The organism is Gordonia sp. AC31 (assembly GCF_031844505.1).
Taxonomy (GTDB): Bacteria; Actinomycetota; Actinomycetes; order Mycobacteriales; family Mycobacteriaceae; genus Gordonia; species Gordonia hongkongensis.
In genome coordinates, this window is sequence record NZ_JAUZVK010000022.1 from 1 (window position 1) to 14,439 (window position 14,439).

Here is a 14,439-nt window from a genome sequence, read left to right on the forward strand (position 1 = left end):
ACGCGACCTGATCTGCACGATCCCGGGTATCTCCACCACCACCGCCGATGTGATCATCGCCGAGACCGGCGGCCAGATGGCCCAGTTCCCCACCCCAGGCCATTTGGCCTCGTGGGCGGGGGTCTGTCCCGGCCAGCACCAATCCGCCGGCCGGGTCAAGAACGTCAAAACCCGCCCCGGTAACCGTCACCTCAAAGGTGCTCTCGGTGCTACAGCGTTGTCGATCGCCAGCCACAAAGGCACGTTCCTCAACGCCAAGTACCGGCGCCTGGTCCGCTCTCGCGGCAAACCCAAAGCGATCGTCGCCCTCGAGCACACCCTGCTCACCGTGGTCTGGATCATGCTCACCGACAACGTCGTCTACGACGAACCCGGCCCCGACTACCACCAGCAACGCCACCCCGAACGCACCAAGAACCGCGCCATTTACGACCTACACAAACTCGGATACGACGTCACCATCACACCCCACGGAGCGGCCTGAGCAGCCACCTCACCTAACTCTTCGGATTAGGGAGCGGGGGGCGGCGCTATCGCTCCTCGCACCTCAAGGACCATTGGGGCTGTCGTTCTCTCGGATCAGGGGACGGGGGTGCCCGGAAGGTCAGGAAAGGTTCTCGAGGCGAGCGCGTTTCGACAGCGAGGCGCGCAACTGACTGAACCGGAACAGTGCGGGCTCGCCGACGACGTCGGTGTAGCGATCGATGACCGCATCGACGAAATCGTCGACCGCGCTGTCCGGTAGGCGGCTCGTCCAATCCGACGCCCCGACCGCGAACCATGCCCGGAAGTCGTCGACCGAATCGAACTGCCAGTTCAGATCCTTCACCGTCAGGTCGTCCACGATGAACCCGGCGTCGGTGGCGAGTTGCCCGAACCGCGACGGTTCCACGTGGACGTAGGGCGCGTCGAAGCCGTCGAAGTAGCGCTTCCGCTCCGGTTGCGCCGCGACCTCCATCGCCACGTCTTCGATACTCGGTCTCTCGGTGGCGCACACCATCTGCAGCACCGCCCGACCGCCGTCGACGAGACTGCGCGCGATTCCTTGCAGCGCCGCCCCTTGGTCGTGCACCCAGTGCAGCGCGTTGAACGACACCGCGATGTCGAAGTCGTCGTCGAAGGGCAGGGCAAGCACGTCGTCGACGTGGAACTGGACGCGCAACAGGTCCGCCGGGACCCGGAGCAGCGCGCGTTCGATCATCCGGCGCGAGGCATCGACGCCGACGACCGAGCCCGACGGCAGCCGGTCGGCGAGCAGCATCGTGATGAAGCCGTCGCCGCACCCGATGTCCAGCAGGCGTTCGGTCCCGGCGAGTTCGAGGTCGCCGATCGACTCCTCGGCGACCATGCGCTGCAAGGCGCTCACGTCCGCGTACCGGTCACCGTCCCAATCGACCATCGCTCACTCCTCGGTTGTGTACCGACCCCGGGTCATTGTCCCGGCAAGCGCGCACGGTCGCCGGACGTTCGGCGTATCCGGGCCGCCGCAGTCCTACCGCCCCGCCGCGCGTTCCACCATGAGCGAGGCCTCCCGGTAGTGCGCGTACACCTCGGGCGTGGGCGTCCCGGTGAGCGTCTGGGTCGATGTCTCCCACGCGGGCAGTTCACCGGTCAGGGCCCACGCGGCCTGTCGCGCCGCACCGAGCGCCACGTGTTCGCCGTCGGCGGGGACGACGACCTCGCCGCCGAACAGACCCGGTGCGATGTGGCGTACCGCAGCCGACTTCGCGCCACCGCCGGTGAGCAGCACACGCTCGACGTCGATGCCCTGCTGTTCGATTCGTTCGCGGCAGAACACCAGAGACGAGACCAGGCCTTCGACGGCCGCGCGGGCGATCGCGGCCGGGGTGAAGTTGGCCGCGGTCAGCCCCGTCAGCGTGCCGGTCGCGTCGGGGAGGTTCGGCGAGCGCTCGCCGGCGAAGTAGGGCACCATCGTGACGCCACCCGCGCCGGGCTCAGCCGACATGGCCAACGGCGCGAACTCGGCCAGGTCCACGCCGAGCATCGACGCGGTCGACGCCAGCACCGGGGCGCCGTTCAGGGTGCAGACCAGTGGCAGGTGACGCCCGGTCGCGTCCGCGAACCCGGCCACCAGACCCGACGGATCATTCGGCGCCACGTCGCCGACGGCGCTGACCACGCCCGACGTGCCCAGGGAGACAACGGCATCCCCGGGGCCGGCGTGCAGTCCCAGTGCGGCTGCGGCGTTGTCGCCCGCGCCGGCGCCCACGACGACGCCGGTCGGCGTGACGCCGGCCCGTTCCGCGGGGCCGAGGACCCGGGGCAGAAGTGGTCGACGGCCGCGGAACGCGGCTTCGAGCAGATCGGTTCGGTACTCGCCGGTCGCCGCGCTGAAATAGCCGGTGCCGGAGGCGTCGCTGCGGTCGGTCGTCAGCTCGGCGAGGTCGTGACTGTCGCGCAGTCGCCAGGTCAGCCAATCGTGCGGAAGGCAGATCGCAGCCGTGGCGTCGGCGTGCGCCGGCTCGTGGTCGGCCAGCCAGCGGAGTTTGGTCGCGGTGATGGAAGCCACCGGCACCACCCCGACAGAGCGTGCCCACTGCTCGGATCCGCCGAACTCGTCGACGAGAGCAGCAGCGCTCGGTGCGGATCGGGTGTCGTTCCACAGCAATGCTTCCCGGACCACCCGGCCGTTCCCGTCCAGACAGACCATGCCGTGCTGCTGGCCCGCCACGGACACCGCGGAGACGTCGTCGAAGCCGCCCGCGGCGGCGACCGCAGTGCACAGTGCGTCCCACCAGTGATCCGGGTGTACCTCGGTACCGGCGGGGTGCGCAGCGTGCCCGGTGCGCACCACCTGCCCGGTGTCGGCGTCACAGACGACCACCTTGCATGACTGGGTCGACGAATCGATCCCGGCGACCAGCGTCGTCATGCGAGCAGGTCGATCAGTGTCGCGCGGGTTCCCTTGCTGCGCAACGACTCCAGCGCCGACAGATACGGAGTGGTGAACAGCGGATCCTGGGCGAGGGTACCGAACAGCTCGGGGTCGGCGACGAAGGCCAGCGGGTCGGTGCGGGACCGTTGCGCTCGCGGAACGAGTTCGGCCGCAAGGGGGTCGACGACGTCGATCGGTTCCCCTGCCTCGTCGGTGCCCTCGGCGTAGCGGGTCCAGCTCGCCACGACCGCAGCGGCGAGGTCGCTTCGCCGGCCCTGTTCGAGGCGCTCGCGGATCACCGGGACCAGCCACTTCGGGATGCGGTCGGAGGAGTCCTGGCACAGTCGCGCGATGGTGTCACCGATCGCCGGGTTGGCGAAACGTTCGAGGAGGGTGTCGATGTACTCCTCGACGTCGACGCCGGGAAGCGGACGGAGGGTGGTTGCGCCTTCTTCGGTCATGTAGCGGTGCAGCAGGTTCCGGATGTCCGGGTCGGACGACGCGTCGTGGACGTAGCGGTACCCGAGCAGATATCCGAAGTAGCACAGCGCCTGGTGACCGGCGTTGAGCAGTCGCAACTTCATGAGCTCGTACGGGGTGACGTCGTCGACGACCTGGACTCCCACCTGCTCCAGTGCGGGGCGTCCCATCGAGAACTCGTCCTCGAGCACCCACTGCGTGAAGGGCTCGGCGACCACCGGCCAGTTGTCGTCGACACCGGTGCGATCGGCGACCTCGGCGGCCAACTCGGGCGGTGTGGCCGGGGTGATGCGGTCCACCATCGAGTTCGGGAACCGGGTGTTGGTCTCGATCCACGCGGCCAGTTCCGGATCGCGTAGCTGCGCATAGGCGAGGAAGGTCGATCGTGCCATGTGGCCGTTGCCCTGGATGTTGTCGCACGACATGACCGTGAACGACGGGACACCGCGGTCCCGGCGCCGCGCGAGTGCCTCGGTCACCAGTCCGAAGACGGTGCGCGGCGGCGCACTGGCCTCGAGGTCGGCGACGATGTCCGGGTTCGTGGCGTCGAACTCGCCGGTCGACGGTGAGAAGTTGTAGCCGCCCTCGGTCACCGTCAGCGAGACGATGCGTGTCGCCGGGTCGCTGAGCCGCTCGATTACTTTCTCAGGATCGTCTGGAGCGTAGAGGTATTCGACGATCGATCCGATCACCGAGGTCTCGACGGCGCCGTCGGGGTGTTTGAGGGTGAGTGTGAACAGTCCGTCCTGCGGCCCCAGGGCGTCGCGCATCGCGGCGTCGGCCGTACGGACGCCGACCCCGCAGATGCCCCACCCGCTCGCCGACGCGTCGGTGGCGAGGAGATGGTCGAGGTACATAGCCTGGTGTGCACGGTGGAACGCGCCCACACCGAAGTGCACGATCCCGGGGGTGACGCCCGAACGGTCGTAGGTCGGGACGTCCACGCCGGCGAGGCCCGACATCGTCTCGTTGTTCAGGGGTGTGCTCATCGACGAGTTCCTTCCGTCTCGTTCGGGGCGGTATCGGCGGGCCCGGGCAGGTATCTAGAAATAGACGGGTAGACCACAGCTTTGATGGTGCCGGGTGTGCGATCGGAGTCGAGCGCGTCGGCGAGTTGGTCGAGTCCGAACCGGGCGGTGACCATCGCATCGAGGTCGACGGCGCCGCTCCGGACCAGCGCGAGAGCCGTCGGCCAGGTGTTGGCATAGCGGAACACCCCGGTCAGCACCAGTTCGCGGTTCTGAATGAGCGACACCGGCAGTTCCATCGAGTCGGCGCCCATCCCGACGAGGACGACGCGCCCGCCGGGACGCACCCGGGCCAGTCCATCCCGGACCGCACCCGCGACACCGCTGGCATCGACGAAGGCATCGACGGGTTCGCTCCCGGTTCCGGGCTCGATCACCGTGGTGGCACCGAATTCGATTGCGCGAGAACGTCGCTGCTCATCGGGCTCACTGACGACGATGCGCGCGAGACCGGACGCCCGGGCGACCTGCGCCACCATCAGGCCGATCGGACCCGCGCCGGCGATCAGGACCGAGCCGCCCACCGACACCTCGGCTTTGCGCATCGCGGCGATGCCCACGGAGAGCGGCTCGAACAAGGCGGCGGCCTCGTCGGAGACCTCGGGTGGCACGGGATGCGCGAAATCGGCTCCGATGGTCACGAACTCGGCGAAGGCGCCGTCCACCGGAGGCGTCGCGTAGAACCGCATGTGTGGGCACAGGTGGTAGTCACCGCGTCTGCTCTCCGCTGTGGTCGGGTCGGGACGCTGCGGTTCGATGGACACCCGCTCGCCGACCCGGCCCGGGTCCACCCCTTCCCCGACGGCGACGACGACCCCGGCCGCCTCGTGACCGAGGACGAGCGGTTCGCGGACCACGTACTCGCCGATCCGTCCGTGCCGGAAGTAGTGGGTGTCGGACCCGCAGACCCCCACCGCGCGTACGGCCACCGTGACGTCACCGGGCTCCGGGTGCGGAGACCTGCGACTTTCGGTGGTCACCGAGAGATCGGGATGCAGGACGGCGGCGCGCATGGCGTCGGGAACGTCCGCTATGGGGCGATCGGTTGTTGCGTGGGTCACACCCGGATGCTAGCTTATTGAGCACATTGACCGCCAGTGAGCAGATGCTCACCGTCGTTGGCTCAACGGGCGACGGCGACGACAGGGACGGGGCACGCGACCATGGCACCTCGGAAGTCGACGAGCGACGACGGCGAGCCGTCCGTCTCGACAGTCCGCGCGGCCTCGCGCGGAACTCCCGACTCCGGCCAGGACCTGCGTCTTCTCGTCCGCGCCGCGACGATGTACCACCTCGAGGGGCTCACCCAGGCCGAGATCGCATCACGCCTGGGCGTTTCGCGGCCGACCGCCGGTCGGCTGGTGGCGCGAGCCCGGGCGCAAGGCCTCGTCCGCGTGTCCGTGGCTGCGCCGGCGCACCTCTCGGCCTCGATCCACACCGATCTCGAGCGCGCGGTGGAGGAGACCCTCGGTCTCGACGAGGTGCTCGTCATCGACGAGGTGGCCGACGGCACCACCACCGGCAACGCCGCGCTCGGCCGCGCCGGGGCCTCGGTGCTCACCCGCCGCATCCAGGCGACCGACACCTTCGGATTTACCTGGGGGCCGGAGCAGGTGGCTGTCGCCGACGCCATGGCCGCATCGGCGTCATGTCAGCGGGTCGTGCAGATGGACGGCTCGATGACCTCGGTGGAGTACCACACCGGCGTCGACCATGCACTGTCCCGGTTCTCCGAACGTCTTCATGCCCGTCCGCTGCGGCTGGTCGCACCGCTCTATGTCGACCCGGAGACGGTCACCGCCGTGAACCGTGATTCGATTCTGTCGCAGGCGCTCTCGGCGGCGCGCGGTGCGCAGGTGATGCTCTTCGGCGTCGGGTCGGTGTCGACGTCGACCACATTGTTCGAGGGCTCGTTCATCGATGCCGTCGTCCTCGACGAACTCCTGGAACTCGGCGCGGTCGGAGAGATCGGCGGACGCTTCTACGACGCGCACGGCGTCGCGGTGCCCTCCAGTCTCGTCGATCGGACCGTCTCGGTGTCGCTCGACGCGGTCCGGGCCTGCCCGACATCGATCCTCGTGTCCGGTGGCACACACCGTCGCGAGTCCATCCTCGGTGCACTGCGCGGTGGCTACGCCACCATTCTCGTCACCGACCTCGCCACCGCCGAATGGCTTGTGGTGCAAGAGAAAGGCGAACAATGATGTTCTCCCGACACCGAGTGCGATGGGCGCTGGGTGCGATCATCGCGACCGTGACGCTGGTGCTGACCGGCTGCTCCGGCGCCGGTTCACTCACCGGCGGCGGTGGTCGCGAGATCACCGTCGCGATGGTCTCCAACTCGCAGATGCAGGACGCGGTCAAGCTGTCCACGCAGTTCGAGGAGCAGAATCCCGGCGTCACGGTGCGATTCGTGACCCTCTCCGAGAACGAGGCGCGGGCCAAGATCACCGCATCGGTGGCCACCAGCGGCGGTGAGTTCGACGTCGTGATGATCAGCAACTACGAGACCCCGATGTGGGGCGAGTACGGCTGGCTCGTGAATCTGAGCCCGTACATGGATGCGGATCCCGAGTACGACGCCGACGACTTCATCCCGACGCTGAAAACGGCTCTGTCTCACGATGGTTCGATGTACTCGGCGCCCTTCTACGGCGAGTCGTCGTTCCTGATGTACAACAAGAAGCTCTTCGCCGAGGCGGGGGTGTCGTTGCCGGCCCAACCGACGTGGCCACAGGTCGCGGAGGCGGCGGCCAAGCTCGACAACGAGCGCACCGCGGGCATCTGCTTGCGCGGCAAGCCCGGCTGGGGTGAGGTGCTCGCCCCACTCAACACGGTGATCAACGCCTTCGGCGGCCGCTGGTACGACGAGGACTGGAACGCGCAGCTCGACAGTCCGGAGGTCGCCGCGGCGGTGAAGTTCTACGTCGACACCGTCCGGAACCACGGCGAGGCCGGTGCCGCGTCGTCGGGCTTCCAGGAGTGCGGAAACCTGTTGTCGCAGGGCCAGGTCGCGATGTGGTACGACGCGACCTCGGCGGTGTCGGTGCTCGAGAGCCCGGACACCTCGTCGATCGCCGGGGACGTCGGCTACCTGCCGGCGCCCAGTATGGCCAAGGGAGACAACGGCTGGCTCTACACCTGGTCGCTCGGCATCCCCACCAGCAGCGAGCACCAGGACGAGGCGTGGAAGTTCATCCGGTGGATGACCAGCAAGAGCTACATCGAGTACGTCTCGGAGTCCCTGGGGCCCAGTCACGTCCCACCGGGCAGCCGCCTGTCCACGTATGAACTGCCGGCCTACAAGGAACTCGCCGCGCCGTTCGCCGAGCAGACACTGAGCGCGATGCGCGCAGCGAACCAGTTGAAGCCGACCCTCGAGCCGGTGCCCTACACCGGCGTCCAGTTCCTCGCGATCCCGGAGTTCCAAGACCTCGGAACCCGGGTGAGTCAACAGATCTCGGCAGCCATCGCCGGTCAGATCAGTGTCGACGACGCGCTCGCCCAGGCACAGGAGTACGCCCAGGTCGTCGGCAAGTCCTACCAAAGGGAGCAGTGATCATGGCCACCGCAGTCTCCACTCCACCACCCGACACGACCCCGAAGGCACCGCTGACGTCCTCGCGTGATCACGTCACGCGCGCCGAGGGCTGGCGGCGTCGCGGCCCGCTCCTGCCGGCCCTGATCTTCTTGATCGTGGTCACGCAGATCCCGTTCGTGTTCACGCTGTACTACTCCACCCAGTCATGGAACCTGGTACGTCCGGATTCGCGTGCGTTCGTCGGTCTCGACAACTATGTCGCGGTCTTCGGCGACAGTCAGTTCTGGCGGGTGACGGTCAACACGATCCTGCTGATCGTCGGCACGGTGCTCATCTCGGTGCTCCTCGGTCTGATGTTCGCCCTTCTGCTCGACCGGAAGTTTCTGGGCCGGGGCGTGGTTCGGACACTGCTCATCACGCCGTTCCTGGTGACCCCGGTGGCGGCTGCGCTGCTGTGGAAGACGAGCTTGCTCTCGCCGACCAACGGACTCGTCAACTGGGCGCTGAGTCCGTTCGGTATCGAGACCGACTGGCTGTCGGAGTTCCCGCTGATGAGCGTGATGGCCGAATTGGTCTGGCAGTGGACGCCGTTCATGATGCTGCTGATCCTCGCGGGCCTGCAATCGATGCCCCGTGACATCCAGGAAGCGGCACGCGTCGACGGCGCCACGAGCTTCCGGCTCTTCCGGGAACTCACACTCCCGCATCTGCGCCGGTTCATCGAACTGGGTGCGGTGCTCGGGGCCATCTACCTGGTGAACACCTTCGACGCGGTGTACATGATGACCTCCGGTGGTCCGGGTGTCTCCAGTTCGAATCTGTCGTACTACATCTACCAGCGCGCGTTCCTCGGCTTCGACATCGGCCAGGCCGCTGCGATGGGTGTCGTGACGGTGATCGGCACGATCGTCGTCGCCACGCTCGCCCTGCGACTGATCTTCAAATCATTCTCCGGAACAGAGGAGCCGGCCTGATGACCACCGACATTCGCTCCGACCGCACGCCGGCCGGGGAGGCAGACGCGCAGTCCGGCACCGAGATCCGCCGTCGTCGACAACCGCGCCAGGCAGCCCTCACCGCCGTCACCTGGATCCTCGCGATCGGGTTCTTCTTCCCGGTGCTCTGGATGGTGCTGACGGCGTTCAAGCAGGAGAGCGACGCCGCGACGAACCCGCCGACCTTCTTCTTCGAGCCCACGCTGCAGCAGTTCCGCGACGTCTTCGACGCGGGAATCGCCACACCCCTGTTGAATTCCTTGTTCGCGACGATCGTGTCGACGATCCTGGTGCTGTTGCTCGGCGTGCCGGCTGCGTTCGCGCTGTCGCTGCGCCCGGTACGCAAGACCAAGGATGCGCTGTTCTTCTTCATCAGCACCAAGATGCTGCCGATCGTCGCCGCAATCATCCCGCTCTATGTGATCGTCGGCGAGATCGGGATGCTCGACAACATCTGGACGCTGGTCATCCTCTACACCGCGATGAACCTACCGATAGCGGTGTGGATGATGCGGTCGTTCTTCCTCGAGGTCCCCGGCGAACTCCTCGAGGCCGCCAGCATCGACGGCGCCAGTCTGTGGACCTCGGTGCGTGAAGTCATCCTCCCGCTCATCTCGCCGGGAATCGCAGCGACAGCACTGATCTGCGTGATCTTCTCGTGGAACGAGTTCTTCTTCGCCGTCAACATGACCGCGGTCAACGCGCAGACGATGCCGGTGTTCCTGACCGGTTTCATGTCCGGCCAGGGCCTGTACTGGGCGCAGCTGTCCGCCGCATCCGTGCTCGCCGCGCTGCCGGTCGTCATCTGCGGCTGGATCGCCCAGAACAAGCTCGTCCGCGGCCTCTCATTCGGCGCAATCAAGTGATCCACTCCCTCTGACACGCACTCGCACAACACCTTTGTAGAAACCGGAGAACATCATGGCTTCCATCACCTACGACAAGGCCTGCTGCGTCTACCCCGGCGCGGACAAACTCGCCGTCGACTCACTGAACCTGGACATCGACGACGGTGAGTTCGTGGTCCTCGTCGGACCGTCGGGCTCGGGCAAGTCCACCGCCCTGCGCATGCTCGCCGGGCTCGAAGAGATCGACTCGGGTCAGATCCGGATCGGTGGCGACAACATGGTCGGCGTCGCGCCCAAGGACCGCGACATCGCGATGGTCTTCCAGAACTACGCGCTGTACCCCAACAAGACCGTCGGGGAGAACATGGGTTTCGCGTTGAAGATGCGGGGCGTGCCCGCCGACGAGCGCAAGCGCAAGGTCGCCGAGGCCGCGCGGTTGCTCGACCTGACCGACTTCCTCGACCGCAAGCCGGCGAAGCTGTCGGGTGGCCAGCGGCAGCGTGTCGCCATGGGGCGAGCCATCGTTCGCGAACCGCAGGTCTTCTGCATGGACGAACCGCTGTCGAACCTCGACGCCAAACTCCGCGTCCAGACCCGTACCCAGATCGCGGCCCTGCAGCGGCGTCTGGGCACCACGACCGTCTACGTCACCCACGACCAGGTCGAGGCGATGACGATGGGGGATCGTGTCGCTGTCCTGAAAAACGGGGTGCTGCAGCAGTTCTCCACGCCGACGGAACTGTACGACCGCCCGGTCAACGCATTCGTCGCCGGGTTCATCGGCTCGCCGGGGATGAACCTCTTCGTGGCGCCGGTCGTCGACGGCGTGATCACCGTGTCAGGTGCTGCCGTGGACATCGACGCCGAAGCGCAGGCCGCGCTGCGTCGTTCCGGTCTGGAGTCCGTGGTCGTGGGCATCCGTCCGGAGCACCTCGCGTTGTCCGACAGTGGCACCGGACTCAACGCCGACGTCGCTCTCCTCGAGGAACTCGGTAGCGAGACCTACATCTACGCCAACCTCGCCGACGACTCGGTCCGCAACCTCGACGGCGATCCGATGGTGATGGTCGCGCGGTCTGCCGACCGGGCCCCGGCCAAGCGCGGTGAGGGTATCCGCCTGCGCCAGTCCGACAGTGCGGTGCACCTCTTCGACCCGTCCACCGGAGACCGGATCAACTGATCGACCCGTCGACTGGGCGTCGTCTCGCGACGCGAGGTTCTCCGCTGGTTGAGCCCTGTTCTCCGCTGGTTGAGCCCTGTCGAAACCACCCCGGTGCAGCCGCTGTAGATCTCGGAGGGCACCCTCGGAGACTGTGACCATCTGGGAACTAGTCGTCGTACTCGTCGCCGGCGTCGGGGCGGGCGCGATCAACGCCCTCGTGGGCAGCGGAACCCTCATCACGTTCCCGACGCTGGTCGCGTTCGGCGTCCCGCCGGTCACCGCGACGATGTCCAACGCGATCGGCCTCGTCGCCGGCGGGGTGTCCGGAACGTGGGGATACCGGCGTGAACTCGAGGGCCAGTGGCCGCGACTCCGGTGGCAGATTCCGGCGTCGTTCACCGGTGCGATCGCCGGCTGCTGGCTTCTGCTCCATCTGCCGGAGACGGTGTTCGAGACCGTGGTCCCGATTCTGCTCGTCGCCGCGCTGATCCTCGTCGTCGCCCAGCCCTACATCCAGAGATGGGTGGGCACTCGCACGTCCCCCGGCGGAGACCTCACGCCATCGCACCTCGGTCCCCTGCGGATCGCGGCGATGACCCTCGGCACATTCGCCGTCGGTGTCTACGGCGGCTACTTCACCGCCGCGCAGGGCATCCTCTTGATGGGCATCCTGGGGGTGGTCGTCCCCGACCACCTGCAACGGCTGAACGCGGCTAAGAACCTGCTGTCCCTGGTGGTCAACGTCGTCGCCGCCGTCACGTACACGCTGGTCGCGTTCGACCGGATCGATTGGTGGGCCGCGGCGGCCATCGCCGTCGGCTCGCTCATCGGCGGTTTCCTCGGCGCCAGGTACGGGCGGCGCCTCTCCCCCCGCGCGCTTCGCGGGGTGATCGTCGTCGTCGGGCTCATCGGCCTCTGGCGACTGCTCGCGTGATCCCGGGGTGCACGGTCGACGTGAATCGACGCCCAGTCGACGGGCCTCGGGTCAGTGCGCGGCGGCGGTGTCCTTCTTGCGCCGCGGGATGACGTGCAGGATCGCCACGATGATGGCACCGACCACGAGGCCGACGACGGCGGAGAGCACGGTGCCGGCCGTCCAGGACAGCACGGCGCCGAAGCCGCCGTGGACCAGCTCTTCGAACCAGTGCTCGACGTCGTGGAGCCGATCGGCGGGCCAATGGAAGCCGGCCTCGCCGACGTTGACGATCAGGATGTGGCCGCCCACCCAGAGCATGGCCGCGATACCGACGACCGTCAGCGTCGACATGATCTTGGGCATGGCGCGGACCAGACCGCGGCCGATCTTCTGCACCGTCGGCGACTCGCGCTGCGCCAGTGCCAGCCCGACGTCGTCCATCTTCACGATGACGGCGACGACGCCGTAGACGAGCGCGGTGATCAGGAAGGCGACGACCACGAGGACCGCGAGACGGGTCCAGAACGGTTCGGACTCGACGGAGGACAACGAGATGACCATGATCTCGGCGGACAGGATCAGGTCGGTGCGGATCGCGCCGCTGACCATCGTCTTCTCGAACTCCGGACCGGCTTGGCCAGCGGTCTGCTCTTCGGCGTGGTGGCCGCCGCCGATCGCCTCCCAGACCTTCTCGGCGCCCTCGAAGCAGAGGAACAGGCCGCCGGCGATCAGCAGGTAGGGAAGCGCCTGTGGGAGGAACTGGCTGAGAATCATCGCCACCGGCAGGATGATCAGCAACTTGTTGCGGATCGAGCCCAGGGCGATCTTGCGCACGATCGGCAACTCGCGGTCGGGCGTGAACCCGTGGACATAGCGAGGTGTGACCGCGGTGTCGTCGACCACGACTCCCGCCGCCTTGACGCTGGCCTTACCGGCCGCCGCGCCGATGTCGTCGAGAGATGCGGCGGCCGCCCGGGTGAGGGTCACGATGTCATCGAGCAGGGCGACGAGACCACTGGCCACGTGAACCTCCGGGATTCGAGGAACTGAGTTCTCGAACAGTATGCCGAAACGGACGCGGACCACACCGTGCAGAGCGGTCCGCGTCCGTTTCGTCGGATTCGGTTGTCGGGCGCCGGATGACGCCGGGTCGGGTCAGGTACGCGCGGGAACGGCCGGGGTGTCGTCGGCAGCGCCGCCGGCGTCGCCGAGTCCGCCGCGCTTCCGCCGGATCGTCATCAGCGTGAGCAGACCGATCGCGCTCGAACCGATGAGGAAGTAGGCGGGGGAGAGCGAGTTGCCGGTGCGGTCGATGAGCCACGTGGCGATGTAGGCGGCGGTCCCGCCGGCCAAGACCGTCGAGAGGTTGAAGCCGAGCGCGACGCCGGTCAAGCGAACCTTCGTGTCGAACAACGACGGGAACAGCGGTGCGGTGGCGACCTGGATCAGCGGGGTACACAATGCGAACACCGCGAAGGCGATGGCGGCCACCGCCAGACCGTGCCCGGTCATCAGAGCCATCGCGGGGTAGGCGAGGGTGGCGGCGGTGAGCAGGCCGGCGATGAGGACGGGCCGACTTCCGAAGCGGTCCACCAGGATTCCAGCCAATGGCATACACGATGCGATGAAGACGATCACGCCGGCGGCGGTCCAGGTGACCGCGGTCTGACTGTATCCACCCTCGCGGACGAGGTGGATGCCGATGTAGGTGAGCACCATGTACCCGGTCGCGTTCTGAGCGATACCCAACCCGAGGACCTGCAGGACCTGGGCGGGCTGACTGCGCAACAGCTCTCGGAGCGGCGCCTTCGGCAGTTCGCGCCGTTCGGCGGTCTTGGTGAACTCGGGCGAGTCCTCGATGCGGGTTCGCAGCCACAGGCAGAGCACCAGCAGCGGCAGGCCGGCGACGAACGGGATGCGCCAGCCCCAACTGTCCATCTGGGCCTCGGAGGTCAGTGCCGAGGTGGTCGCGACGACGATCGCAGCCAGGGCGAAGCCACTGTTCGAGCCCAGTGCAACGATCGATCCGCCCAGACCGCGACGCTTCGGTCCGACGATCTCGTAGACGTAGGTCAGCGCGCCGCCGAGCTCACCGCCCGCCGAGAAGCCCTGGAGCAACCGGGCGATGACCAGCAGGATCGGCGCGAGGACCCCGACCGCGGCGTAAGTGGGCAGCAGGGCCATGAGCGTGGTGCCCACACCCATCAGGATCACCGACACCAGGAGCGCTCGTTTGCGGCCGAAGCGGTCGCCGAGACGTCCGAAGAAGATGCCGCCGATCGGCCGCATCAGATATGCCGACGCAAAGACGGCGAGGCTGGACAACAACGAGGCGGTCGGGTCATCGCTGGGGAAGAACAGCGGGCTGACCACGACCGCGAGGTACGCGTACACCGTCAGGTCGTAGTACTCGACCACCGTTCCGATGCCGGCCGCGACGACCGCTCGCCGGCTCCGTCGATCCTGGGATGCCATGAGGTCTCTTTCTGGGAATGGACTCGGGGAGCACTAATATGTACATATTTAGTGAGACGTGGGTTACTGTAGAACGCGTCACGAGCAATCGGCAAGAG

13 protein-coding genes are annotated in these 14,439 nt (G+C 67.3%); 7 read left to right on the top strand and 6 right to left on the bottom strand.

The window, feature by feature from the left end; translation table 11 throughout:
- Positions 1 to 484, top strand: a 484-nt coding sequence (locus tag Q9R39_RS20250) for a transposase (protein ID WP_311278047.1), incomplete at its 5' end; no start/stop codon positions are given.
- A 120-nt stretch (positions 485 to 604) separates the two neighbouring features.
- Here the strand turns inward: Q9R39_RS20250 and Q9R39_RS20255 are convergent.
- The 4 genes from Q9R39_RS20255 to Q9R39_RS20270 all read right to left on the bottom strand — a co-directional run bounded on the left by Q9R39_RS20255 (position 605) and on the right by Q9R39_RS20270 (position 5,417).
- Positions 605 to 1,399: a methyltransferase domain-containing protein gene (locus Q9R39_RS20255; RefSeq protein WP_311278048.1), complete on the bottom strand. Its 795-nt coding sequence runs from the start codon at positions 1,397 to 1,399 to the stop codon at positions 605 to 607.
- A gap of 93 nt (positions 1,400 to 1,492) precedes the next feature.
- Positions 1,493 to 2,893, bottom strand: coding sequence for a xylulokinase (gene xylB / locus Q9R39_RS20260; RefSeq protein ID WP_311278049.1), 1,401 nt, complete (start codon positions 2,891 to 2,893; stop codon positions 1,493 to 1,495).
- A complete protein-coding gene (locus tag Q9R39_RS20265) occupies positions 2,890 to 4,365 on the bottom strand; it encodes a mannitol dehydrogenase family protein (RefSeq protein ID WP_311278050.1) in 1,476 nt (491 codons plus the stop codon). The genes xylB and Q9R39_RS20265 overlap by 4 nt, the downstream gene beginning before the upstream one ends.
- Positions 4,362 to 5,417, bottom strand: a complete 1,056-nt coding sequence (locus Q9R39_RS20270) for an NAD(P)-dependent alcohol dehydrogenase (RefSeq protein WP_058252816.1) — start codon at positions 5,415 to 5,417, stop codon at positions 4,362 to 4,364. The genes Q9R39_RS20265 and Q9R39_RS20270 overlap by 4 nt, the downstream gene beginning before the upstream one ends.
- Before the next feature lie 150 nt (positions 5,418 to 5,567).
- Between Q9R39_RS20270 and Q9R39_RS20275 the strand changes: the two genes are divergently transcribed.
- From Q9R39_RS20275 to Q9R39_RS20300, 6 genes are all read left to right on the top strand, one after another.
- Positions 5,568 to 6,608 carry a sugar-binding transcriptional regulator gene (locus Q9R39_RS20275; protein ID WP_058252815.1) on the top strand — a complete coding sequence of 347 codons (1,041 nt, stop codon included), beginning with the start codon at positions 5,568 to 5,570 and terminating at the stop codon, positions 6,606 to 6,608.
- Positions 6,605 to 7,963: a sugar ABC transporter substrate-binding protein gene (locus Q9R39_RS20280; RefSeq protein WP_058252814.1), complete on the top strand. Its 1,359-nt coding sequence runs from the start codon at positions 6,605 to 6,607 to the stop codon at positions 7,961 to 7,963. Before Q9R39_RS20275 ends, Q9R39_RS20280 begins: the two co-directional genes overlap by 4 nt.
- A gap of 2 nt (positions 7,964 to 7,965) precedes the next feature.
- Complete coding sequence (locus tag Q9R39_RS20285) at positions 7,966 to 8,919, top strand: carbohydrate ABC transporter permease (protein WP_058252870.1); 954 nt, start codon at positions 7,966 to 7,968, stop codon at positions 8,917 to 8,919.
- Positions 8,919 to 9,806 (top strand): carbohydrate ABC transporter permease, encoded by an 888-nt coding sequence (locus Q9R39_RS20290; protein WP_078112570.1) that lies wholly within the window; start codon positions 8,919 to 8,921, stop codon positions 9,804 to 9,806. The genes Q9R39_RS20285 and Q9R39_RS20290 overlap by 1 nt, the downstream gene beginning before the upstream one ends.
- A 55-nt stretch (positions 9,807 to 9,861) precedes the next feature.
- The gene (locus Q9R39_RS20295; RefSeq protein WP_078112571.1) at positions 9,862 to 10,968 is read left to right on the top strand and encodes an ABC transporter ATP-binding protein; all 1,107 of its coding nucleotides are present in this window, start codon (positions 9,862 to 9,864) and stop codon (positions 10,966 to 10,968) included.
- 133 nt (positions 10,969 to 11,101) lie between these two features.
- Positions 11,102 to 11,884, top strand: a complete 783-nt coding sequence (locus tag Q9R39_RS20300) for a sulfite exporter TauE/SafE family protein (protein ID WP_058252811.1) — start codon at positions 11,102 to 11,104, stop codon at positions 11,882 to 11,884.
- A gap of 51 nt (positions 11,885 to 11,935) precedes the next feature.
- Here Q9R39_RS20300 and Q9R39_RS20305 read toward each other — a convergent pair whose 3' ends face one another.
- Both Q9R39_RS20305 and Q9R39_RS20310 read right to left on the bottom strand, forming a co-directional pair.
- Complete coding sequence (locus Q9R39_RS20305; RefSeq protein WP_058252869.1) at positions 11,936 to 12,889, bottom strand: DUF808 domain-containing protein; 954 nt, start codon at positions 12,887 to 12,889, stop codon at positions 11,936 to 11,938.
- A 132-nt stretch (positions 12,890 to 13,021) separates the two neighbouring features.
- The gene (locus Q9R39_RS20310; RefSeq protein WP_311278051.1) at positions 13,022 to 14,341 is read right to left on the bottom strand and encodes an MFS transporter; all 1,320 of its coding nucleotides are present in this window, start codon (positions 14,339 to 14,341) and stop codon (positions 13,022 to 13,024) included.
- Positions 14,342 to 14,439 lie beyond the last annotated feature (98 nt).